Raw genomic sequence first — 22,454 nt, forward strand, 5'->3', positions numbered from 1 at the left:
GGAAGCGAGTCACTAAATACTCGCTCAGGAAGCTTTATGCCTGACAACCACTTTTATATTCTCCGGTTTTCTTGCGTCCGTATACGCTTCCGGTATGGATCCGGAATCAAATTCTTTACTGATCAAGTTTTCAGAAACGGATTTTAAAAATCCAGGTTCGGATGCCAGAAGCTCCCTGGTTCGAACAAAGTCCCCACATCTACTTGTGCTCAAAATTCCGCCGCCTGAAATCCAATCTAAAAACAAATTGGATTCTTTCCCTGAAGACTTAGAGATCAAAATAAAACCTCTTGGTCGAACTAAGGATTTTTCTTCCTTTGCGTCCGGACGGATCACTAAATCTAGTTCGGAAGAAGAATCTACAATTGCCAAATCGAATCTAGGAAGAGTGCCGGTAAACTTTTCAGACTCTAAGAATTGATTCCCTTCTTCGATCGAACCGGTAAAGATCCGGATTTTATCTTTCTTTTCCAGATCATTTAGCAGTTCCTTTTCTTCTTTGTTTAAGGAAGCGGAAGAAGAAATGAAAACCCAAGCAGGAGAAGAAGCCTCAATCCCCCAAATCAGATCTAAAAAATCGGATCTGAGATTTGTAACAGAAATCTCATCCACCACCAACTCTGTGAGATGCTTAATTCCAAGAGATGCCTGACCATTTGTAGTTTTTCTATGAATTTCTTTTTGGGTAAGATGAATGCTAGTTTCTAACCCGGAAATGGAACCTGTAGTATCGAATACTAGATCGAAAGAATGTTTGTAATCGGACCAAGATGCGGTTGTTGGAACTCCTGCATTCTTTTCAAATAAAAGACCTTCTTTTACTCCTGCTTCTCCCAGATTGGAAAAGTATAAGACCCGATCTGTGCCCATTTTCAAAGATAGATCAGCTAAGTTTTCATGACGGATAAAAGAAACAATTTCGTAGTTTAGACTATTTCTCTTTCTATATAGATCCAAAGCAGCGATCACTAAGGAACCTAAACGTCTAGGACCCAAGACTGCGATCTTTTTGATTTCGGCTCCTGCCCTGCGAAGAGAAACTTCTACACCATGCAAAGATGCAGCAAATGGTTCTAATAGAACTGCTTCCATATCTTCTAGCTGTTTGGTCTCTACTAAGTTTCCTTTTGGTGCGAGAATATAAGGACCAAATCCTCCGGGAAGACGATCTATTCCAAGTACCATTCTGGTAGGACTATGTGTTGGAATTCCAACTTGGCAAAAAGGATCGGCCTCTTCTCCCCTGGAAATAACTGTATCATTGATTTCTAATACGTATTTTTTTCCTGTGAGATAATCGGAAGCAACCACCTCGTGACCTATGATCTGAGGAAGTGGAAAAGGTAAAAATCTGCGATCTAAATCTGTGGAACATATCCCGCAAAGTTCCGTTTTAAGAAGTCTATACCCTTTTCCGAGTTCTAAATAAGGAGAAGAATTTCGAAGTATCTGCCAGCCGGATTCTTCCGAACCTTTCATCTCATAGACTGAATTGGAGAAAGAATCGTTGGAGTTGTATTCGTAAGCAGTAAATCGAACTTCTATCAATTATCTCGCCCCGACAAAAAATCCCAGGATCAAAAGTAAAACTACGAATACCAAGTTTAATGCAAAACCAGTATGCAGTTCTCGTTTGATCTTATTATTCAAAAAATATGCGGTGAATACCACGGAGATAAATCCGCCTAAATGAGCCCAATGTGCCACTTGGTCTCTGGAAAATAAATTGGTGATATCAGAATATACCATAAGCCAGGCAACTGCGAAAACAGGAAAAGGGTAACTTCTCTTTCTGACTCTAATGGAAAAAGGAGAAAGTAAAGCGGCAACTGCAGCGAGTCCGGACACTGCACCCGAAGCACCGATTGCAGGTTGGTTTTCACCCAAGATCATTCCTCTTACAAAAGAATCCAAACCGCCTGAAACAAGTGCTCCCATAAAAAAGAAAAGAAGCCATTTTGTTTGGCCAACTTTATATTCTACAATCCTTCCTAAAAAAAATAGAAAGATCATATTCCAAAATAAGTGAGTGAAGTCCGCATGTAAGAAAACCATTCCGATCCATTTCCAAGGATAGAATTCTCCGGGACGACTGATGAAGAACGTATTTACGATTTCTTCCGGAACGAATACGGTAAGAAAGATCTGAGAAATAGTTATGAGTCCTACGATAAAAGCAGTGAGAGGAAATTCGAATAGAAAGGCCTTCATTTAGACCCTCTCTGGATATAATAATTCATATAAGCTTTAAGCATTGTTTTCAGTTCTTGTAAGATCCCATCTGCGAGCGCGCTGTCCTGTCTTTCTCTGAGCCAACGGCTTAGAACGGAATCGGATACTTCTACCATGATCCTGGACATGACCATCATTTCCTCTTTTTTCTTCATCCAAGGAATGACTCCGAAAAATAACTCCGCGATAAAATTGGCGATTGCTCTGTTATTCTCTCTATCAATGCTAACAAGCTCAGGATCTAGGTTTTTATTCGACCACATAGGTATAAACCCAGGCTCGGATTTATAAAGTTGAGCGAACGCATCTATGAGTTTATCTACTAAATTTTCCCACTCCGTTTTATTTGGAGAAGTATCCAGAAAATTCAGGATCATTGAATTTACTCTTTCCAAATGCCTTTGCCCAACAGCTTTTAAGATAGCATGTTTATTCGGAAAATATTGGTATAAGGAACCGATCGGTATCTCTGCTCTTTGCGCGATCAGATTTGTAGTGAGACCTTCTGTTCCGACTTCATCCAAAAGATCGGCAACTATATCCAGGATATATTGAACCCTCTCTATAGCTCTTTTTTGAGAAGGTGATTTTCTCAGATTTAACTTAGAGTTTTTCTCTTTTTGTTTAGAGGATATTGGCGTTTTCTTTTTTGCTATTTTGGGCAAAGACATTCCCCGGTTCTGAGTCGGTTTCTTACTAAAGAACAGAAAACTTGGATTCTATCAAGAAAACTATTTCACGCCATAATAGCGAAGAATATGCCGGAGACTAGTCAGGTAAGAAGCTCCGAATAGATTGATATGAACAAGCACCGGATACAACTGCCAGAATTGGATCCTATCCTTCAAATTGCCCGGATCATCCAGACCTGCAGTGGCTAAAATATCCTGCATCTCTTCCAGATTTAAAGGACTTCCGAATAATTGTAACATTGCAAGATCTTGTTCCGGATGAGAATAAGCCACGGACGGATCTATCAAATACGCAAATCCATTCTTACCTTGTAAAACATTCCCTGACCAAAGATCTCCATGTACCATTCTAGGTTTTACATGATCCAATCCCCAATCTTCTGAAAACTTATCGAAGATCCCACGGATCGCTGATAGGTCTTTGTCCGTCAGAAGTTTTCTGGTTTGTGCAAGTTCTATCTGGGGTTTTAATCTTCTTTCCCAATAAAACTCTCTGAAGGAAGAAAACCATCCGTTGGCTTGGTTGAGAGAACCTATAAAGTTATCCTTCTTCCAACCCCAGGAACCGAATTCGTTTTTGTATAAATTTTTTAAACTGGCAATCAGATCTTCTCTGAACCCTGCAGAAGAACCTGTTTGTACAAATTCCATAGCGAGAAGAGAAACTTTTCCTAAATGAACAGTTCCTAGATATTCAGGGACCCTCACACCAAGTCTGCAAAGTTGTTCCAGACCTTCCGCCTCGGTCTCAGCCATTTCTTTTTTAGGAATGATCTTAATGGCAAGCTGAGAACCGTCGGGCAGCCTTGCCTTATACAGTTCGAATAAACTGGTAGAATGGTGGGTGATCTCCGCCCTTTTAGAGGAGGATAAAATACCAAGGCGATCTAATCCGTCTCGGATCAAGTCACCCATTCCTGTATTCGTGATTGCCATCATTCGCATCCTACCTAATTCTTCGACCCTGGCTGTGTATTTAAAATCGGAGATCAAACCTTCAGGATTGAAGAAAAATCAAGGATCGGTTTCCTTAATATTACAGGACGGATAAATGAAGATCTTTTCAAGGCTCAGATCCATATTTAACTGCGTCATTTGTATTTCCCTATGTCCCTTATCGGCCCAAGAGAACGTTTGGAAGTATACTATAAGCCAGGATCTAACCTCGAAACCTTTGGCTTATTGGGAGAAGGTATTCAAACCCGGGACCAGCATTTGTTTTACAGGGACTTATATAGGAAGTAGCGGAGAAGTTTCCGGGGCTTCGGTACCTTCTACCCTTCAAACAATTGCAAAGAAGAATCAGATCCGATGGTTTCCACTCATTACTTTTCGATCGGAAGCTATAGGGAAGAAGGTCCTGACTTCTCCCCAACTCAGAAATGTGCTCGTTCGAAATTTAGAACTCTATTTGGAGGATCATTCTTTCTATTCAGGAATCCATTTGGATTTTGAAGGATTCGGTCCGGAATATTCTACTCATTATAGACAGCTACTGTTAGAACTCCAACCAGTCCTAAAGAAGAAAGGAAAACTTATTACATTAGCAGTCTTTCCAACGGAAGGATTCGATCCTAAACTTTCCGGTTTTCATTCTGCAATTTATAAAGAAAATCTGGCGGATGAGATCGTGCTCATGGCTTACGATCTACATTCTACCAAAACTTCACCGGGACCAGTGACTGAGTTTGGTTGGGCAAAACAAAATGCGGGACTTCTTCTTAAAACTTATAAGCCGGAGCAGATCTGGTTAGGTCTCCCTCTTTACGGTTATTATTGGAAGAAGGATATAAAACGACCTAAACTCCTAACCCAAACCTCGGATAAAAATTTCGCACTCCGGCATGGAAAAGAAAAAGAAGGGATTTATCTGATCCGCACGGACAAAGGAGAAGGCAGCCTGATCCTGGACCTAAAACTCTGGGAAGAATATGCAAAAAATATAAAGTTAAAAGGACTTGCGTTTTGGAGATTAGGTTTTTGAAATTTTATCTGGATCCGTAAATAATTTTCACTGTTTTTGCAAAAATACAAAGTTCAATTTGTTATTTATCATAAGGAAATATATTTCATTCGTTCTAAATTAAAGTAGATCGAATAGATCTCATTTCCAGGCGGAATAAACAAATGAATCGTAAACTCTTTCTTCTGTTCCTAATCGTAACATTCATCGGGCCCTTCTACTATTCTTGCTCCAAAGCTTCCAAATCCAAACCAGGTTTAGTAGTCATATTCCTAACAGGAAAAGTGGAAGTACAAAGAAACGGAAAGCTCATCCCTATTTCCTTAGGAAACGTACTTCAAAAGAACGATACCATCAAAACGAATAACGGGACCCTAGATCTTCAAACGGGTCTCGGCCATGTGATCCGTTTAAAACCTTATACAAATCTAAGTATCGATTCTCTTCATGGAGATCTTTCGGAAGAAACTTCCCTTGTTGTGAAAACGGGACTTCTACTCGTAAAAACAAACAAGTTAAGTCAAAAAGAACAGTTCAAAATTTCCACACCAACTGCAATCGCAGGTGTTCGAGGAACCGCATTCTCCTTCGAAGTAGTACAAGGCACACTTCCTAAGATCAAAGTGTATGAGGGAATGGTTGCAATGACCTTAAAGGCTCCAGTCAGTCAGGTAATCCAAGCGGATAAAATTGCGGAAAATCCGAATTACCAAAAGCTCCAAAAATTATTGGAACAAAACGAGATCGTGATCTCCGAGGAAGAAGAGGCAGAAGTCAAACCTGAGTTCGACCAGCTCGCTCAAACAATTTTGAATCGATTGGATGACGCGGCCATTGCCCAAAGTATCGAAAGTTTTAGAACTGATTTAGTAAGAACCGTCCAAAAAGGAAAATTCGAAAGGGATCCTAGAGAAAGTGCCGATCTGGAAACCTTGGTAAAAGTAGATGAGGATCTGATCTCCGGAAGTTTGGATAACAAATCCTTAGCAAAAGAAATAGAGAAAGATCAGGGTGAAAAACTGAATATCGCTTTGGACAAAGTGGAGTCGATTGCAGGTTCTCAAAAGCTGGAGTCGGAAGAAGAGATCAAAAAATATTACACCGTTTTAGAATCCATTCACAAGCTGGATAAAACAATTTTGCACGGTGCAGTGGTGACCCAGGTGGGAAATACGATGTTGGTACATTCTACCAAAGGTATCTTTCGTTTGGATACTTCCGAAGTAGAGTATATCCAATACAAAAACTTCGACGTGGTTACTAAAAAGAAAAAGTAGATCTTAACGTTCTGAAGGTCGGTTTGTATTCATTGCAAATCGGCCTGACCCTTGTTTTTTCCTTTTCATTCTCCTTCCCATTCTGAAATTCTCTCAAAAGAACCTATGAGAAAGAAAATACTTCTGCTCGGCTCAGGTGAGCTCGGAAAAGAATTCGTAATCGCTGCCCAAAGATTAGGCCAATATGTAATTACGGTCGATAGTTATGACGGAGCACCTGCAATGCAGGTCGCTCATGAAAAAGAAGTCATCGATATGTTGGATGGGGACGCATTAGATAGAGTCGTTGCCAAACATAAACCGGATCTGATAGTTCCGGAAATCGAAGCCATCCGAACGGAAAGATTTTATGAATACGAAAAACAAGGTTACCAAGTAGTTCCGAGCGCAAAGGCGGCAAACTTTACGATGAATCGTAAAGCGATCAGAGACCTTGCTTCTCAAACCTTAAATCTGAAAACCGCAAAGTATAAATATGCTTCCACTTTAGAAGGATTGAAAGAAGCGATTACGACAATAGGAATTCCCTGCGTTGTAAAACCTTTAATGTCTTCTTCCGGAAAAGGTCAGTCCGTGATCAAAACTGAATTAGATATCGAACCTGCCTGGATCGCTTCTCAAACAAAAGGAAGGACCGGTGCATCCGAGATCATAGTCGAAGAATTTATCTCTTTCGAATCTGAGATCACTTTGTTAACGGTAACACAAAAGTCAGGAAGAACCTTATTCTGCCCTCCTATCGGTCATAGACAAGAAAGAGGAGACTACCAAGAAAGTTGGCAGCCTGCGGAGATCAGCGACACACAGCTTAAGTCCGCTCAAGAAATGGCGGAGAAGGTCACTAAAGAGTTAGGCGGCGCAGGTATCTGGGGAGTGGAATTTTTCTTAACGAAAGATGATGTTTATTTTTCGGAACTTTCTCCCAGACCTCATGATACTGGAATGGTTACCTTAGCAGGCACTCAAAGTTTTAACGAATTCGAGTTACATGCCAGAACTGTTTTAGGTCTCCCTATTCCTGAAATTCTTTTAGTAAGAAAAGGAGCAAGCGCAGTGATCCTTGCGCAGACAGAAGGTCAGGTCCCGAATATCCAGGGACTAGATAAAGCATGTGAAATGCCTGAATCCGATCTTAGAATTTTCGGAAAACCGATCACCAAAAAATACAGAAGAATGGGAGTAGCTCTTACTTATTCAGATAAGGACGAATCCATTTCTATGCTCCGAAAAAGAGCGGTATTGATCGCATCCAAGATAAAAGTAGATTAACAAAACCGGCCGGCCCGATTACGTCGGGTCCGGTACCATGTTTCCATAATATTGCAAAAGTTCAGGCTCTAATGCTTTGATCTGACCGTTTTCTTTTTTGATAAACTTTCTGGAATTTAGAACCTTGAGTCCTCTATCTAAAATTTCAGGAACATCCTTGGTCAGATAATTTCCTTTTCTAGTAAGGATCATTTCTTCTATCATTTTGCTTAGATCGGAAGAACTGATATCTCCACCGGCTTCCATTAAAAGTTTTGCTACTATATGGTTCGGAAGGATTTTATGATGAGCCTGCCAAGATCTGGAGATCTCCATAGAAATAGAAAGAGTAGGATCATCTTCTTGTATATATCTGGAAACCGGGATCGGTTCACAAAGATCCATATACACTTCCGTTCTTTTAAATAAGAAGTCCCTAAAAGAAAGATGAGTGTCTTTACCTGCAAACTCCACATCTTCCGGAACATTTTCGTAAGAAAGAACGATCGGAACTACGATCACTTCGCTTCCAGTATGTTTAAATGCATCCACTGATGTGGAAAGAATTCCAGTTTTGATCGGAATGATACCGCCGGTTCTGGATCTGGTTCCTTCAGGATATACTAATGTTGGAATTCCAGCTTCGAGCATCATCGTAGAATATTGGGTCAAACATTCTAAATAGAGAAGGTTTCGATTTCTTTTTCGATCCACCATATAAGCGCCCAAAGATTTTAAAACCCTGGCAAGTCCTGGAGTCCCCATTACTTTTTTATCAGCTGCATATCTTGGAACAGGAAGCCCAAGCCATCGGAGACCGAAAGCAACTTCGATCGAATCCAAATGGGATCTATGAGTCGGAGTGTATAAGATATCGTATCTGGAAGCAAGAGCTTTGATCTCTTTTATATTTCCTCCGATCTTAGGAAGTCCACCTCCAGGTTTGAAACCACCTATCGCAAAACGTGCTGGAGCTACTAAATGGATAAGAGATTCTCTAAAAAGAGGACTATACTCGTCCGCAATTTCAGAAACATAAAACTCTACTAAACGTTCCAGGTTCCTGCTCTTTCCATTTTCATATGCTGCCTCTGCTTCTTGCCATAAAGCAATTTCTCTAGGAAGAAGCATTAGATCTGTTCCAGCTTCCGTCTCCACAGCTTCTGAATATCTTTTTTCCAAAGATTTGATCTGCAATCCGGACTGTTTTAAGATACGATCCGACAATCCGGGCTGGGAATGAACATGTCTAAGCACCCTTCTTCTTAACGCTTGTTGGAATTCCTTTCCGGATGCCAGAGACAAACCGAATCTTTTGCGAGCAGTTCTGGAAATATTTCTGATATCGTCGCTAGTCGATTTGGAAACGAATCGGATCATTTCCGTAGGAGAAACTTTTCTAGTAAGAACTTCGAAGAGTGTAGTAAACAGTGGGAGTTCCACTTTTCTCTCTTCTGCTAGATCCAGAATGGTAGAAAGTGCATAGGCTCCTTCTACATGTGTTTCACTCTGGCTCATTTCTTTTTGGATGAATTCTTTCGGATTTAAGAATAGTTCAATCCTTTCGAGAAGATTCGGAGAGTCTTCTCCGGAGATGAGTTTGCGAATAAATCTTTGCCCGTACGCTCTGTTACGACTGGCCCTGGAAGTTGCAGTCGTTATTAGATCCGCAAGCCCGAATTCCATTGCGGGTTTTACCGGAAGATCTAATGCATTTAATAGAGTTAATATTTCCGAAAAACCTAAACTGATCAGCTCTCCTTCAAAATTGGATCCGCATTCGGGAATTCCATTCACAAGACCGCATGCAATCGCGATCGGATTTTTCATAACCCCGAATAATTCTAAGGTCCTAATATCTTCAAAAGTTTTAATATGATTTCTGGGTCCGGAAAAAAGATCTTCCATGACTTCGGAAGCTCTTTCACCTGTGGATGCGATCGAAAAGAAACTATGTTTTCCCTTAGCCATTTCAGCAAGAAGGTTCGGTCCTGCCACAGCAACATATTCCATGTTCAGATTTTCTTTCATTTCCCTAACTTTAATTACATAGTCGGAGAAAGTAATAGCGTTTGTCTTTTTACGAGTAGAAGTGGAAACGAGACCTTTGGTAAAGGAAATGATCGTATGTTCTTCTTGTTCGGAAAGATAAGAAGAGATCCTATCGATCACACTTTCTTTTTGTCTGGAAGGGACTGCGATAACGATGATCCAGGAACCTTGTGATAAAAAATCGAAATCGTTTGTAACGATAATATTGTCAGCAAGAGGAACAAATTCTTCCAACAATTCTGCAGATCTATCTTTTTGAAGACGATCCGCCTTCTTCTTATCGAAATACCAAAGAAAAAGTCTGTCCGCTCTTTCTGCCAACTCTACGGAAAGATGAACTCCCATCGGCCCGCCTCCGAAGACGGCGATGTTTTTATGACGGACTCGAGTTTCTTCCAATTCGTTCATCTATTCATTCCAATTTTCATTTTTCTATCGGGATACTTTTCAATAAGACTAGAGGAAGAAAACCAATAAAATTTCTCCACTTTTACGATTGCGTTTCCTGATGAAACCGAGAGCTTAGCGGAAAGCCGATCTTGGCGACTAAAGTCAGACTATTTCCCGAAATGAAAAAAAGACTCATCATACATTTTTTCTGTATTTTTCTTTTGGGTCTTATAGTGATCGATTGTTCAACATACTGGTCTCATAGAAAAAAAGATTTAGGAGACGTTTTCACCGCAGGAGTAGAAACTCCCGGTTACGGACTCGGAGTTCGTATAGGACCTCTTGCAACCGGATTTGTTTTTCAAGGTGGAGAATCCGAACCTGGAAAGAGAGACTTAGGGACCGGATATGGATTAAGAGGCGGAACTTTCGGACCTTATAGATCCCAACAATTGATCTTTGGATTTTTAGGCGGGGAGAAGTTCCACTCCATGCCTCCGACCGAAACTTCTCCCCAAAAGGAAGAAACCAAAAAAACCGGATCGGATCCTAAATCAGGTCAGGACTTTTTATTACTTCCGGAAAATCCCGAATCGGAACAAGACCCGAATCCTACTCCAGAACTCTCCGACGAAAGATTAAATTCTAAAAGTTACGAAATACGATATTTACGTTTTTATAATAATCCGGTCTCCGAAAGAAGAAAGGCCAAAAAGGAAGCTTTCTTTCGAAAATACTTAGAGAGTCTAGATCCGGATAAAAGGAACGAAGCGATCCAAACGTTCTTAGCGCAAAATCCTAAGAATAAAGACGATTATCCTTCCGCGTTTTTATTCGAAGTGGAGTTATATATTTCCATTCGATATGGGATCAGATTAGGATTTAACTTCGGAGAATTTTTGGACTTTCTTCTTGGGTTTGCCGGGATCGATCTGATGGAAGACGATATCTGAAAATAAAAAAGGCCGCTGTAACGCGGCCTTTTTTGCAGGTATTGATCTTAAGTTCGAATTAAAGTTTGTATTCGTACTTTTTGATCACACCTTTTTTATCAACGATCACTTTGATATACTTAGTGCTGTCATCCACTCTGGAAGGTTTTTCAGCCAAAGTTTTATAGGAATTTTTTTGGTAAGTAGTAGATTCAAGATACCATTCTAAAACGGATCCGTCTTGGGTATTCTCTTCGAAAGTAGGAGTTCCTAAAACAGCTTCTGCTTTAATTCTTTTATCTCCTTCCTTGATCATATTCGCTTCTACAACACGAATATCAGAATTCGGAACGTAAGCTGGCTCCGATTTTTTTTGTTCGGAAGAACAAGCTCCGAAAATAAGTACCGCAGCAAATGATATTGCGGATAATTGGCGTTTCATTTTTAAACTCCTTAGCGCGAGCGCACTATTTAAAAAAGCGGCTCTATAGTTTTCGATAAAACGGATTTGTCACGCCGAATTTCTTAATTTTTGTTCTAGGATAATAAGAAGGTCGTCCAGATCCCGTTTCAGGCCTTGCACCTTTTCAGTAGTGAGACCTGATTCTTCCAACAATCGTTCCGGAATACAAACCGCTTTTTTTTGCAATTTTTTTCCTTTTGTAGTCAGGCTAACCACAAGAGAACGCTCGTCCAGATCGGATCTGTCTCTAGTCAAAAGACCGGAGGATTCCATTTTTTTGAGAAGAGGAGTTAAGGTCCCTGAATCTAGAAATAATTTATCCCCAATTTCTTTTAGGGGGATTTTATCCGTTTCCCAAAGGACCAGAAGAACAAGATATTGAGGGTAAGTAAGATCGAACTCCTCCAAAAGCGGCCTGTATAAAGCAGTCACCGCCCTGGAAGAAGCGTAAAGCGGGAAACAGATCTGTTTCTCTAACTTTAAGGATTCGTAATTCACTTGGAAAGAAGTTCCTCGATCTGTTTGTCCAGTTTTTCCGGAGGAGTCATAGGAGCGAATCTTTTGATCACGTTCCCTTGTTTATCGATCAAAAACTTGGTAAAGTTCCATTTAATGGATTTTCCCAAAAGTCCTGGAGCTTGTTTTTTGAGGTATTGGTAAACAGGATGAGTCCCGTCCCCGTTCACTTCTATCTTTTTGAAAAGAGGGAAATTTACACCGAAGTTCACTTGGCAGAAACTTTGGATCTCCGCGTCTGTTCCCGGCTCTTGGTGGCCGAATTGGTCGCAAGGGAATCCCAATATTTCCAGACCTTTTCCTTTGTACTTGTCGTACATCTCCTGAAGTCCTTTGTATTGAGGAGTAAATCCACATTGGCTCGCAGTGTTAACGATCAATAGGACCTTTCCTTTATAATCTTGTAATTTTTTTTCGGATCCGTTGTTTAAAGTAGCGGTTAGTTCGTATAAATTCTGGGCCACAGCGGGCACCTCCTAGTTACGTAATAAATAGATTGCATACAATTTAATTTTGTTCAATCTTTTTTAGAAAAATTCTAAAATTTCCCCGGGCAAAATTCAGATCTTAAGAGAAAGAGAGAAGATGAACATACGGTCTAGTTTGGACGTATTATTCTCATGTGGATAGATTGAATCCATGGATCTTCTGTATTGGTAAGTAAATCTTACCAGAATGGCAGGATCCGGATGATAATCTAAAGTAGCAGTGGCACCACTCGTCTGAAAACCATCCTTTGTATTTGTAACGATGATCATCTGTTCCCGATCCAGGTATCTTTCCAATCTCATACCAATTCTCCAATCGGGCAAGAATCGATATGCAAGCCATAGATTTCCCACATAGGTTTGCCTAAATGCAGTGCCGTCTCTGCGAAGATAGATCGGACCTTCAGGTGTATAGACCAGGTCTTCTCTGCTTGCTCTTTCTTGATAAGCAACATCAAAGGAAGAAGCTAATGTAAGCCGTTGGAATGGTTTCCATTCTGCGATAAAATTATTATAATATCTGGTTTCTTTCGGAGTAGTAGTCGGTTGTTCGTTTCCTATAAAAGTATTCCAACGGAACATTAAATTACCCAAAGGATTCCATTCCAGTCGGAAACCTCCGGAGATATCCTTGTTGTTATCCGTAACTACTTGGTATCCGTTATTTAAATGAAGTTGGTAAGAAAGTTTATCGCTGATCTTACCGCTCAATCTTGCTCCTGAAACATAATATGGTACGTAATCCAGAGAGAATGCACGAGTATAAACAAAATTCTCATGAGAGATCCAAGACTCGTATCCTAGATGCCCGAAATAAATTCCCGCATCCAGCCAGGTTGATTTTCCTAATCGAACACCTCCGTAGGCCTCCTGCATATTTCGGATAGATGACTCGTTAGAAGTTTTGCCTGCGGTGCCTTCTCCCGAATAATTTGCTACGACCGATGTACCGAATTGGACTGCAAATCTTCCTCTGTATTTATCAGTTTCTACTTTGGCATCCAGATACGCTAGGTTGATATTATATTCGTTGGTTCGAGTCGCTTGGGTTGTATATAATAGTTCTTTGGATGCAGGCCGGTTCAAACTTGCATTATAATAACCGTCGATGAAAAAACCGAATTGGATCGGGACCACCAGATCATCTTTCTTTTTAGGATTCAGCTCCTCGGTTTTAAGACCTTCTTTTTCTTCTTCTTGTGTTTCCAAAGAAGTTTGAGCATCTGCTTTTGGATTCTCTTCTTTACTTTGAACGATTTTCTCTTTAGATTTTCCAGGTGCCTCTTGGGTCTTTAGATCTTGGGAAAAAAGTGGGCCGGAAAACGAATAAACACAAAGTAAAAAAATGGATCTGTACAATCTTAATTTGCGGATCATAAATTTTTGATTTTTTTCGAATTGTTTATCATCCACTCATTTTTGCCCGAAAGATATTTCTTAACGCAAATCTTATGAAGAAACCGTATTTTCCTCATACTAATCCCAAATAGTTATAGCGTTTCCGTCTTTGAGAACAAAAATCATACGTAGGAAAAGTGGTTTTATTCCATATCCGTAAAATGTCTAATGAAAATTAATCCAAATCAAAAGGAAGAGCATTGATGGAAGAGAAAAGTCTACTCGTTACCGCCATAATTCTACTAAGCACAGCCGTCTTATGTGTTCCTATTTTCAAAAAATTAGGAATAGGATCCATCATAGGTTATGTCGTAGGAGGAATTCTGATCGGGCCTCATGGGGTCCGACTTGTGACCGGCGGGATCGAGATCATGCATTTTGCGGAATTCGGTGTGGTCCTTCTACTCTTTTTGATCGGGTTGGAGCTCCGACCTCAGACTCTTTGGGTGCTCCGAAAACCTGTTTTCGGAATGGGATTTTTCCAAGTAGCGGTTTCTTCACTTTTATTAGGCGGATTGATCGGTTATCTATTCCAATTAGGCCTTGTCTCTTCGATCATATTAGGGATTAGTTTATCACTTTCTTCTACTGCGTTTGCTCTTCAATCCTTGGCGGAAAAAAACCAGCTCAATACTTCTTACGGAAGATCCGCATTTGCAATCCTTCTCTTCCAGGATTTAGCAGTGATCCCTGTAATGGCAATTCTTCCTTTGGCAGCTTTAGAACCGGGACAAACCGCTCATAGTGGATTAAATTTTTATAAATTAGGAACTGCGATTGCAGCTATTCTTTTGGTGATCTTAAGCGGACGTTTTTTGATGAGACCTCTTTTCAGAATGATCGCTGCCACCGGAAATCACGAAATTTTCGTAGCTCTCTCTTTGGTGTTAGTACTTGGAGTTTCTTTTGCAATGGAAAAGGTAGGGCTTTCCATGGCACTAGGTTCTTTTTTAGGAGGAGTGTTACTCGCAGATTCAGAATACAGACATGAGTTAGAAGCGAACTTAGAACCTTTTAAGGGATTATTATTAGGTCTATTCTTCCTTGCAGTTGGAATGTCCATGAATCTGGAAATTCTGATCAATCATCCATTCTTGATCTTAGGTCTTGCGGTCGGATTAATGTCAGTAAAAGGGATCGTTCTTTTCGTATTAGGAAAGATCGCAAAACTTACTTCCGATTCTTCTTCAAATCTTGCGGTCAGCATTTCTCAGGGTGGGGAATTTGCATTCGTGATCCTGAATGTGGCTGCACAACTCAGCGTTCTTTCTAAAGAAACCACCGATTATTCCATCGTAATCGTTACTGCTTCCATGATACTCACTCCTTTTGCAGGCATCATTAAGGAAAAAGTAATAGATCCTTATTTACACGAAGAAGAGGAAAGACCTGCGGATCCAATTTACGAAAAAAACCGTGTGATCATCGCAGGATTCGGAAGGGTTGGACAGATCATCTCCAGGATGTTGTATCTACATAAGATCAGATTCACTGCATTAGAGCATAACGCAGACCAGGTAAATGCTGCCAGAAAATTCGGCCATAAAATCTATTACGGAGATGCAAGCAGGCTAGATCTATTGACTGCTGCAGGAGCAGCCCAAGCGGAAATACTTGTACTTGCTATCCAAGACGCAGAGTTATCCGTAAAGATCGCTAAAATCGCTAAAGAAAATTTTCCAAACTTAAGGATCGTTGCAAGGGCCAGAAATAGATCCCATTATTTCGATCTGATGGAACTGGGAATTGAAACAATACGAAGAGATACGTTTGCTTCTTCCTTGGAACTTGCTGAAGAAACCTTAAAAGATCTGGGATTTTTACCTTCGGAAGTAAAATACTTCATCCAAAAGTTCAGGGATTATGATGAGGCAATGGTCAAAGATCAATTCAAACTCAGACATAACGAAAAAGAACTGATCGCTTATTCTAAAAATGCAGTCCGCCAGTTAGAGGAAGCTTTCGCTGCGGATATGTTACAGAAAGAAGCTTCTTAGCACATGGATCCCTATAAACATTAGGGATCCATCTGAGATACCGGAAAAACGATCAAAGATCGTCTGCAGGATTAGAAGTCGCAGGCTTTTTAATACCTACTAATAAACTGGAAAACTCGGAAGCTTTCCATACTCCCTTAGCATTTCTTTTTACGGTCACAGGCCTTGGAGTATCAGCTCCGGAAGAAGGAAGAAATAATTTTTTCTGTCCCGACTCTTCCGTTCCACTGAAACGATTCGAAGTCAGAGTAAAATTATAAGGAGGGTTAGTAGGTTTATAACCATTTTGGAAAGAAGAACCGGGAAGATAGGAACCTATCAGATAAGGGTGCTGCTCTAACTGTCTTTTCACTAGATCGATCGTGTTCCGATTGATATTAAAACCTTTGTATCCATTGGAAGAAGTATCGGAAATGAGAGAATTAGCATCCAAGCAGATGATCAGCGCCTTCTTACCTTCTTCCGCATTTTTGGAATAAATAGAAAGAGCCGCCAAAAGAACGATAACCGCTCCTTGAGAAGTGCCCGCATTCGCATCTCTAAACGATTCGAAAGAAGAAAAATCAGCAGGCCAAGAATTTGCAGTTACTGTATAGGTTTCATTTTGAGCGGATAAGGTTCCCACAAACAAGATCATCCATAGAACAGGAACATATTTTAGAATTCGGTTCATAATCGCACCACTGGTCCAAAGAGTGAGGTCAGATTTAAATACGAAGTAAAAACAAGTCCAGAAAAAACTTTCTGACAAAATAAGATTTAGAAATTCTATTGCGGATTCCTTTGAGAAAATCAAAACCTGGTTCCATGTCTTCTAATATCATATTCTCCGGATTTTTAGCAAGTTTAGCCGCGGGGCTCTGCACCGGGCATCGTAATCTTAGGACTTTTATTCGGTGTTGGGATCCTATTTTTAATTCACAAATATTCTCCTCATGAACATTTCATTTCAGGAAAAGAAGGACCGGATACAAAAGCTCTTAGCAGGATCTGGTTATTCGTAGTAGCGATCACTCTTCATAATTTTCCGGAGGGAATGGCAGTAGGAGTCGGGATCGCTGGAGACGGATTATCTTCCGGGCTTTCTCTTGCAACAGGAATAGGTATCCAAAATATTCCGGAAGGTTTGGCGGTAGCAGTGTCACTTCTATCCGTAAAATATTCCAAGCTTCAATCTTTCAGCATCGCGTTTTTAACGGGATTGATAGAACCGATCGGAGGATTGGTCGGAAGTTTTGCGGTATCTATCGCGGGACCGATGATGCCCTGGACAATGGGATTTGCAGCAGGTGCGATGTTGTTTATCATAGTCGGTGAGATCATTCCGGAAACTCATAAGAGAGGATTCCACGACTTCTCCGCTTTGACCCTGATCTTCGGGTTTGTATTTATGATGTATTTAGATACGATCTTTGGTTGATGGGGGGAAGTTTTTGCGGGCAGAGGGACTCGAACCCTCACTAGAAGCTTGGAAGGCTACGGTGCTAGCCATTACACCATGCCCGCGATAGACAAAAGTCAGTTTTTGGTTGGTGGGCGGGATGTCAATCGAAAAGAATGTTTTTTAAGTATGTGGGAATCCGAACTTCAAAATTGGGAAAATGTCTTTCCGGCGTTCAAGGCGTATCGGGATGAATTCCGTAATATCTATCATCTTAGGAATATTGGAAGTGTATTACATTGGGACATGGAGATCGGTATCCCGAGTGATGGCTTAGGTGAAAGAGGTGACCAACTTAGTTTTCTTTCCGGGCTTGCTCATAAATCTTTTATAGGTGATTCGTTTCGTAGTCTGGCGGAGAAAGCAAGAGAAGAGAACTCCCGTTCTGATGCTCCGGGCAAATCTCTCAGAGAAAGAGAACTGAATTTATTATTCAAAGATCTGGATCGCTCTTCTTGTTTGCCAATTTCTTGGGTCGAAGAATTTTCCAAGGTCACAAGTCAGGCACATTCTATTTGGGTGGATGCAAGAAAGAAGAATGATACTTCTTCTTTTCTTCCTACCTTACAAAAGATCCTAGATCTTGTTTTTCAAAAGGCGGATTATTTCGGTTATTCTACGGAAGTGTATGACGCTCTTTTAGATGAATATGAACCGGAAGCAAAAGCGACGGATCTAGAAGTTCTATTTGCGGATCTTAGAAAATCTTTAGTGCCTTTGATCGCAAAAGCAAAAGATTCTGAGTTTCCTTTTCAGGGAAATTTTCCGATCGATTCTCAAATTCCTTTTAATACGAGTCTTCCCGTTCTTTTGGGTTTGCCTGAGTCAGGATTTCGTTTGGATGCAAGCGCTCATCCATTCTCCACTTCATTAGGTTCTTTTGATAAAAGGATCACCACACGTTATGAAGAATCGGATCCGCTTTCTTCCGTGTATTCCGTTTTGCATGAGACAGGTCACGCTTTGTATGAAGCAGGGATCTCTTTGATCACAGGAGGTCCTTCTCCTTTAAAAGATTCCGTTTCTTTAGGTGTTCACGAATCTCAAAGCCGTCTTTGGGAAAACCAAGTGGGAAGATCCAAAGAATTTTGGGAAGGGATCTATCCATTATTTCTGAAAAATTTAGGGATTTCAGAATCTTCTATTCCTTTTTCTAAATTGTATTCTTTTGTGAATAGATCTAAACCTTCTTTGATCCGTGTGGAAGCGGACCAGATCACTTATAATCTACATGTGATCCTAAGGTTCCAAATTGAAAGGGCAATCTTCAAAAAGGAACTGGCTTTAAAAGATCTTTCAGGTGCTTGGAAAGATGGAATGAAGTCTTTGCTGGGTGTGGATGTTCCTGATGATTCCAAAGGATTTTTGCAGGATGTTCATTGGAGCGGTGGAGCCTTCGGTTATTTTCCTACTTACTCCTTGGGAAATATTTACGCGGCCCAATTGTATTCCGCCTTCTTGAAACAGAATCCTAAGTTTAAGGATGAATTGAAAAACAGAGAAACTTCTTCTCTCCTCAATTGGCTTAGAAAACATGTTCACAGTAAGGGTAGAAGTTTGGAAGCAAAGGAACTCATCCGACAAGCAACCGGAGAAGAACCGAATTCCAAATACTTAGTGGAATATTTGGATTCTAAGATCAAAGAACAAGAGGAAATATGAGCGGAGAAGATAAGGAAGAATTAACTTTAAAGTCCTTCGAAGAATTGTCCTTCTTTGATAATCTTGCGTTGTTTTATTTATGCAATGAAACTCCTCCTCAAACCTTGGCTCTTGCGTTTTTGGTGGGAGATAAAAAAGTTTGCGGCTCCATGCTGGGGGTTATGGATTCAAAGAGAAGAGCATTTGTTCACGAATTGATGTCCAAACAAAACGATGTTCCGGACGAAAAAAAACATGCAGCTGCCCAAGGATTACTCATCATCGCAGATGGATTGATCCAGAGAAACCTGATCCGCAAACAAGGAAAATTTTATTTCGGAACGGAAAGAGCCGGCTCTTAAATAAAGACAATTCTTATCTAGGAGTATAATAGATCACCGCTACTCCGAATAAAGCGATCAATGATCCTATAATATCGTATCTGTCCGGTTGGAACCCATCCATCTTCCAAGCCCATAACAATGACATCACGATAAAAAATCCGCCGTAAGTTGCGTAAACTCTTCCGAAAGAAGAAGACTGTAAAGCGGCGACTACTCCATACAAAGCCAAGATCAATCCTCCTGCTATAAGGTAGACTACCGATTTGGATTCTTTATACCAAAGCCATACAAGATATCCGCCGCCTATTTCGCAAAGACCTGCAAATATAAAGATCATTATAGATTTAAAATATTCCATATTATGATCTCTTTTTGAAAGGCGGTTTTTTAGAAGAAGAAAATCGATCCGAACCGCATCAAAACGACAGGTTCGGATCTGAAAACTATTAGATCAGAGGACGACCTAACATTGCATTCACAAAGACTGCTCCTACCAAGAGTGCATAGCCGATCGAAACAATTCTTACGCTTAGAACATCCCAACTTTGTTTGATCGCTATAAAAGCGAACAAAGGAAGAATTTGCAAAGCATGTATCCCCGCAAAATGAGCGATACGAATATCTCCTCCGTTCTTGCTCCAATTTACGATAGGTAATCCGGGACTCCCGTCAGGAACTCCTACAGAATGAGCCAGTCTCGCTGACATAAAGACCCCAACCACGGAAGCAATTGCAAAGATCCAAAGAGAGGATCGAACCGCAGTTAAAACTTTAGGATCCAACTTGGAACCCAGAAGTCTGAACTTTCTATCCATCATGATCGCAACCGGGATCATCGGAAATATAAACATTCCCATGATACTATAGATCGCTCCATCAAGTGCGGAAGATTGGTTAAAATGGGACTGAACTCCTCTTGCGGATTGAAAAGTGATCAGCACTAATTCCACCGCAGTAGAGATCACAAAGTATTTTTCCACTCTGTCTCTGAAAGTCGGGAAATCTTCCAACAGTTCCAAAAACCAAGCCATAGTCCAAAGAAAGATCCCTATCGAAACGGCAAACTTCAAAGGTTTGATCCAAGTATTGGCTCCTACAACGATTCTTGGATCGACTTGGGAAAGAAGAATGTACACCGGTATTAAAAGTAAAGATACTAGCCCGGTATAAAAGCTTAAGCTTCTATTTTTTCTTAAAGTATGGAAAAAACCTTCCGACTGAGAATGATTCGGATATAAAACGTTAGATGCTTGCATGGCTTCCTCCTTTTCTCCAACGAACGATTTGAAATAATAAATAACCGATCGGCCCGAACATCAGTGTGAAAAACAAACAAGGGATCAGTATCCATCTGGAAATTCCCAATACCTCTGCTTCCTTAGTTTCCCAAATACCAACAAATAAGTCGAATGCAAGATAATGAACCCAACCAGCGAGTAATACCCAAGGATTTGAGAAAAGTTTGGTCACACCTTCTAAGGACCCGAAATCGAATCCTCCTCTTGCATGCAAAACAAGTATCAGCAAATACAATCCGGAAAGGATCAATGGCCAAACCCCGTTCCTTACCAATAACTTGGTCACTCTTGCATTTGGCAGGCCCGCGAGTAATAACCAGCCTACAATGGCAAAATTGCTGGCCAGTTTGAATGTCAGTTCTGGAGTCATAAAACCTCGTCTTTTCCCGATTTGATCCGGGATTTACTTGAAAAATCTATTGTCGGTCCGAGAATGTTACTATTGGTAACACCTAATGTTACCAACGTCAACATTTTTTAGGAAATTTTTTATGCCCGCAAAGAAAAAAATGAAAAAGCCGGAAGGTTCCTACCACCACGGAAATCTAGCGGAAACCCTAAAAACACTGGCTTTAAAACGTTTAGAGATCAGCAAAGATTCCGCATTTACCATCAGAGAGATCGCAAGAGAAGCGGGAGTGAGCCATGCAGCAGCTTATAGACATTTCCCTTCTCATAGGGACCTTCTCGCCCAAATCTCAAAAGATGGATTCATAAAGATCACTGAAGAATTTACAAAAGCGGAGAATGCTTCTTCTCCTTCCGATCCGTTCGATCGATTGCAGAAGTTAGGCCTTGCTTATATTTCTTTTTGTTTGGAGAATGTAGGTTACTACAGAGCGATGTGGCATATTGATCTTGGACCTGTAAATGATCTGGAAGATCTGATGGAAGCAGGTAAAAATTCCTTTTTAAAACTTTGGGAAACGATCCTTCTCTGCGAATCTCAAAAGATCAATAAATTCCAAGCAAGAGAAATGGCAACTGCGGCCTGGTCCTTGGTTCACGGATATTCGGTTCTTCTAAACGAATGCCAACTGAATAATCCGCTATTACAAATCGATAAGAGTAATGCTTTGCGGGAAGCGGAGAAGATCTTACAAATTCTGGATTCAGGTTTGAGGAATAAATCTTACAAGTAGAACTTCTACTCTAAGTAAAAGGAGCCTTGCAGATATAATTTGCAGGTTCCTCCGATACGGACTCTTTCCCCTCTATTCTCGCAAACCAAATGTCCGCCTCTCACGGAAGCTTGGTATGCATTCAGTTCCTTCTTCCCAAATCTATCCGACCAAAAAGGGATCAATGTACAATGAGAAGAACCGGTCACCGGGTCTTCCGGAACTCCTTTAGCAGGAGCAAAAAATCTGGAAACAAAATCGTATGATTTCCCATTGTCTGCGGGAGCAGTCACAATCGCAGCAAAGAACGGAAGATTTTTCAATGCTTCATGATTTGGAACTAAATCTCTTATATCCGACTCTTTTTCAAAAACGAATAAGATGTCCCTAGCCTTCCAAATCTCTTTTGCTTTTATATTAAAACAAGAAGCAACATCATCCGGAGAATATTCAGTCTTTACAGGAGGTCTCGCAGGAAAATCCAAATAGTATTTTCCATTCTCTCGAAACACTTCCAAGATCCCGCTCTTAGTATGGAATTTTAAAGAAGAAGGTCCCGGCTTATCTTCTAATATTTCGTAAACGGCAAATGCAGTTGCCAGAGTTGCATGACCGCAAAGATCCACTTCTACACCTGGAGTGAACCATCTTAGATCATATTCTCCTTTTTCTTTTCTGGGACGAAAGAATGCGGTCTCTGATAGATTATTTTCCGCCGCTAAATCGATAAGTTTGGAGTCTGGCAACCATTCTCCCTCCCAGGGAACAACTGCTGCCGGATTACCTTTGAATAAGGAATCTGTAAATGCATCTATTTGGAAAATCGTATATTCGGTTTTCATGTTCGTAAGCATCATTCCCTATTTTTTCAAAGGAATACAGTGACAGTTTTAATTCTTTTTTCCAATACAGAAAACAATACATCGAATCTTTCAGTAATACGGATTTTAATTTCCATATT

23 protein-coding genes and 1 tRNA gene are annotated in these 22,454 nt (G+C 40.5%); 9 read left to right on the plus strand and 15 right to left on the minus strand.

Annotation, left to right across the window (positions count from 1 at the left end; genetic code table 11):
- Window positions 1-24: 24 nt before the first annotated feature.
- The 4 genes from EHR06_RS15305 to EHR06_RS15320 are packed head-to-tail and all read right to left on the minus strand — an operon-like array spanning window position 25 to window position 3,860.
- Window positions 25-1,548: an alcohol dehydrogenase catalytic domain-containing protein gene (locus EHR06_RS15305; protein WP_135757794.1), complete on the minus strand. Its 1,524-nt coding sequence runs from the start codon at window positions 1,546-1,548 to the stop codon at window positions 25-27.
- Window positions 1,549-2,211 (minus strand): rhomboid family intramembrane serine protease, encoded by a 663-nt coding sequence (locus EHR06_RS15310; RefSeq protein ID WP_135757795.1) that lies wholly within the window; start codon window positions 2,209-2,211, stop codon window positions 1,549-1,551.
- Window positions 2,208-2,903 carry a TetR/AcrR family transcriptional regulator gene (locus tag EHR06_RS15315; protein ID WP_425269504.1) on the minus strand — a complete coding sequence of 232 codons (696 nt, stop codon included), beginning with the start codon at window positions 2,901-2,903 and terminating at the stop codon, window positions 2,208-2,210. Before EHR06_RS15315 ends, EHR06_RS15310 begins: the two co-directional genes overlap by 4 nt.
- Before the next feature lie 60 nt (window positions 2,904-2,963).
- A complete protein-coding gene (locus EHR06_RS15320; RefSeq protein WP_135758070.1) occupies window positions 2,964-3,860 on the minus strand; it encodes a fructosamine kinase family protein in 897 nt (298 codons plus the stop codon).
- 115 nt (window positions 3,861-3,975) lie between these two features.
- On the opposite strand from EHR06_RS15320, the gene EHR06_RS15325 reads away from it, so the two are divergent.
- From EHR06_RS15325 to purT, 3 genes are all read left to right on the plus strand, one after another.
- The gene (locus EHR06_RS15325) at window positions 3,976-4,908 is read left to right on the plus strand and encodes a glycosyl hydrolase family 18 protein (protein ID WP_135757797.1); all 933 of its coding nucleotides are present in this window, start codon (window positions 3,976-3,978) and stop codon (window positions 4,906-4,908) included.
- A 143-nt stretch (window positions 4,909-5,051) separates the two neighbouring features.
- Window positions 5,052-6,164 (plus strand): FecR family protein, encoded by a 1,113-nt coding sequence (locus EHR06_RS15330; protein ID WP_135757798.1) that lies wholly within the window; start codon window positions 5,052-5,054, stop codon window positions 6,162-6,164.
- 105 nt (window positions 6,165-6,269) lie between these two features.
- Window positions 6,270-7,433: a formate-dependent phosphoribosylglycinamide formyltransferase gene (gene purT / locus EHR06_RS15335; RefSeq protein ID WP_135757799.1), complete on the plus strand. Its 1,164-nt coding sequence runs from the start codon at window positions 6,270-6,272 to the stop codon at window positions 7,431-7,433.
- Between the two features lie 18 nt (window positions 7,434-7,451).
- Here the strand turns inward: purT and EHR06_RS15340 are convergent, their stop codons facing one another.
- Entirely contained in the window at window positions 7,452-9,872 is a 2,421-nt protein-coding gene (locus EHR06_RS15340) for a 1-acyl-sn-glycerol-3-phosphate acyltransferase (protein WP_135757800.1), read from the minus strand.
- Window positions 9,873-10,003: 131 nt separating this feature from the next.
- Here EHR06_RS15340 and EHR06_RS15345 point away from each other — a divergent pair, with 131 nt between their 5' ends.
- Window positions 10,004-10,807 carry an LIC13411 family adhesin gene (locus EHR06_RS15345; RefSeq protein WP_135757801.1) on the plus strand — a complete coding sequence of 268 codons (804 nt, stop codon included), beginning with the start codon at window positions 10,004-10,006 and terminating at the stop codon, window positions 10,805-10,807.
- 58 nt (window positions 10,808-10,865) lie between these two features.
- Here EHR06_RS15345 and EHR06_RS15350 read toward each other — a convergent pair whose 3' ends face one another.
- From EHR06_RS15350 to EHR06_RS15365, 4 genes are all read right to left on the minus strand, one after another.
- A complete protein-coding gene (locus EHR06_RS15350; RefSeq protein ID WP_100722467.1) occupies window positions 10,866-11,228 on the minus strand; it encodes an LIC13410 family lipoprotein in 363 nt (120 codons plus the stop codon).
- Between the two features lie 69 nt (window positions 11,229-11,297).
- Window positions 11,298-11,747, minus strand: a complete 450-nt coding sequence (locus EHR06_RS15355) for a MarR family winged helix-turn-helix transcriptional regulator (protein ID WP_135757802.1) — start codon at window positions 11,745-11,747, stop codon at window positions 11,298-11,300.
- Window positions 11,744-12,229, minus strand: coding sequence for a glutathione peroxidase (locus EHR06_RS15360; protein WP_135757803.1), 486 nt, complete (start codon window positions 12,227-12,229; stop codon window positions 11,744-11,746). The genes EHR06_RS15355 and EHR06_RS15360 overlap by 4 nt, the downstream gene beginning before the upstream one ends.
- Window positions 12,230-12,325: 96 nt before the next feature.
- Window positions 12,326-13,630 (minus strand): porin, encoded by a 1,305-nt coding sequence (locus tag EHR06_RS15365; RefSeq protein ID WP_135757804.1) that lies wholly within the window; start codon window positions 13,628-13,630, stop codon window positions 12,326-12,328.
- Window positions 13,631-13,854: 224 nt separating this feature from the next.
- Here EHR06_RS15365 and EHR06_RS15370 point away from each other — a divergent pair, with 224 nt between their 5' ends.
- Window positions 13,855-15,648: a monovalent cation:proton antiporter-2 (CPA2) family protein gene (locus EHR06_RS15370; protein WP_135757805.1), complete on the plus strand. Its 1,794-nt coding sequence runs from the start codon at window positions 13,855-13,857 to the stop codon at window positions 15,646-15,648.
- Between the two features lie 52 nt (window positions 15,649-15,700).
- Here EHR06_RS15370 and EHR06_RS15375 read toward each other — a convergent pair whose 3' ends face one another.
- On the minus strand, window positions 15,701-16,321 hold the full coding sequence (locus EHR06_RS15375; protein WP_135757806.1) for a DUF6935 domain-containing protein: 621 nt from the start codon (window positions 16,319-16,321) through the stop codon (window positions 15,701-15,703).
- Between the two features lie 273 nt (window positions 16,322-16,594).
- On the opposite strand from EHR06_RS15375, the gene EHR06_RS15380 reads away from it, so the two are divergent.
- Window positions 16,595-17,068: a ZIP family metal transporter gene (locus EHR06_RS15380; RefSeq protein WP_208757809.1), complete on the plus strand. Its 474-nt coding sequence runs from the start codon at window positions 16,595-16,597 to the stop codon at window positions 17,066-17,068.
- A 14-nt stretch (window positions 17,069-17,082) separates the two neighbouring features.
- Here the strand turns inward: EHR06_RS15380 and EHR06_RS15385 are convergent.
- Window positions 17,083-17,154 (minus strand) — tRNA-Gly (locus EHR06_RS15385).
- A gap of 64 nt (window positions 17,155-17,218) precedes the next feature.
- Between EHR06_RS15385 and EHR06_RS15390 the strand changes: the two genes are divergently transcribed.
- A complete protein-coding gene (locus EHR06_RS15390) occupies window positions 17,219-18,751 on the plus strand; it encodes a carboxypeptidase M32 (RefSeq protein WP_135757807.1) in 1,533 nt (510 codons plus the stop codon).
- A complete protein-coding gene (locus EHR06_RS15395; protein WP_135757808.1) occupies window positions 18,748-19,092 on the plus strand; it encodes a hypothetical protein in 345 nt (114 codons plus the stop codon). The genes EHR06_RS15390 and EHR06_RS15395 overlap by 4 nt, the downstream gene beginning before the upstream one ends.
- A gap of 13 nt (window positions 19,093-19,105) precedes the next feature.
- Here EHR06_RS15395 and EHR06_RS15400 read toward each other — a convergent pair whose 3' ends face one another.
- From EHR06_RS15400 to EHR06_RS15410, 3 genes are all read right to left on the minus strand, one after another.
- Entirely contained in the window at window positions 19,106-19,432 is a 327-nt protein-coding gene (locus EHR06_RS15400; protein ID WP_135757809.1) for a YnfA family protein, read from the minus strand.
- 88 nt (window positions 19,433-19,520) lie between these two features.
- Window positions 19,521-20,330, minus strand: coding sequence for a hypothetical protein (locus EHR06_RS15405; RefSeq protein ID WP_135757810.1), 810 nt, complete (start codon window positions 20,328-20,330; stop codon window positions 19,521-19,523).
- On the minus strand, window positions 20,317-20,742 hold the full coding sequence (locus EHR06_RS15410) for an ABA4-like family protein (RefSeq protein ID WP_135757811.1): 426 nt from the start codon (window positions 20,740-20,742) through the stop codon (window positions 20,317-20,319). The genes EHR06_RS15405 and EHR06_RS15410 overlap by 14 nt, the downstream gene beginning before the upstream one ends.
- A gap of 121 nt (window positions 20,743-20,863) precedes the next feature.
- On the opposite strand from EHR06_RS15410, the gene EHR06_RS15415 reads away from it, so the two are divergent.
- Window positions 20,864-21,514: a TetR/AcrR family transcriptional regulator gene (locus tag EHR06_RS15415; RefSeq protein WP_135757812.1), complete on the plus strand. Its 651-nt coding sequence runs from the start codon at window positions 20,864-20,866 to the stop codon at window positions 21,512-21,514.
- 5 nt (window positions 21,515-21,519) lie between these two features.
- Here EHR06_RS15415 and EHR06_RS15420 read toward each other — a convergent pair whose 3' ends face one another.
- Complete coding sequence (locus EHR06_RS15420) at window positions 21,520-22,335, minus strand: PhzF family phenazine biosynthesis protein (RefSeq protein ID WP_135757813.1); 816 nt, start codon at window positions 22,333-22,335, stop codon at window positions 21,520-21,522.
- Window positions 22,336-22,454: the final 119 nt, after the last annotated feature.

The organism is Leptospira dzoumogneensis (genome assembly GCF_004770895.1).
In the GTDB taxonomy this organism is placed as follows: domain Bacteria; phylum Spirochaetota; class Leptospiria; order Leptospirales; family Leptospiraceae; genus Leptospira_B; species Leptospira_B dzoumogneensis.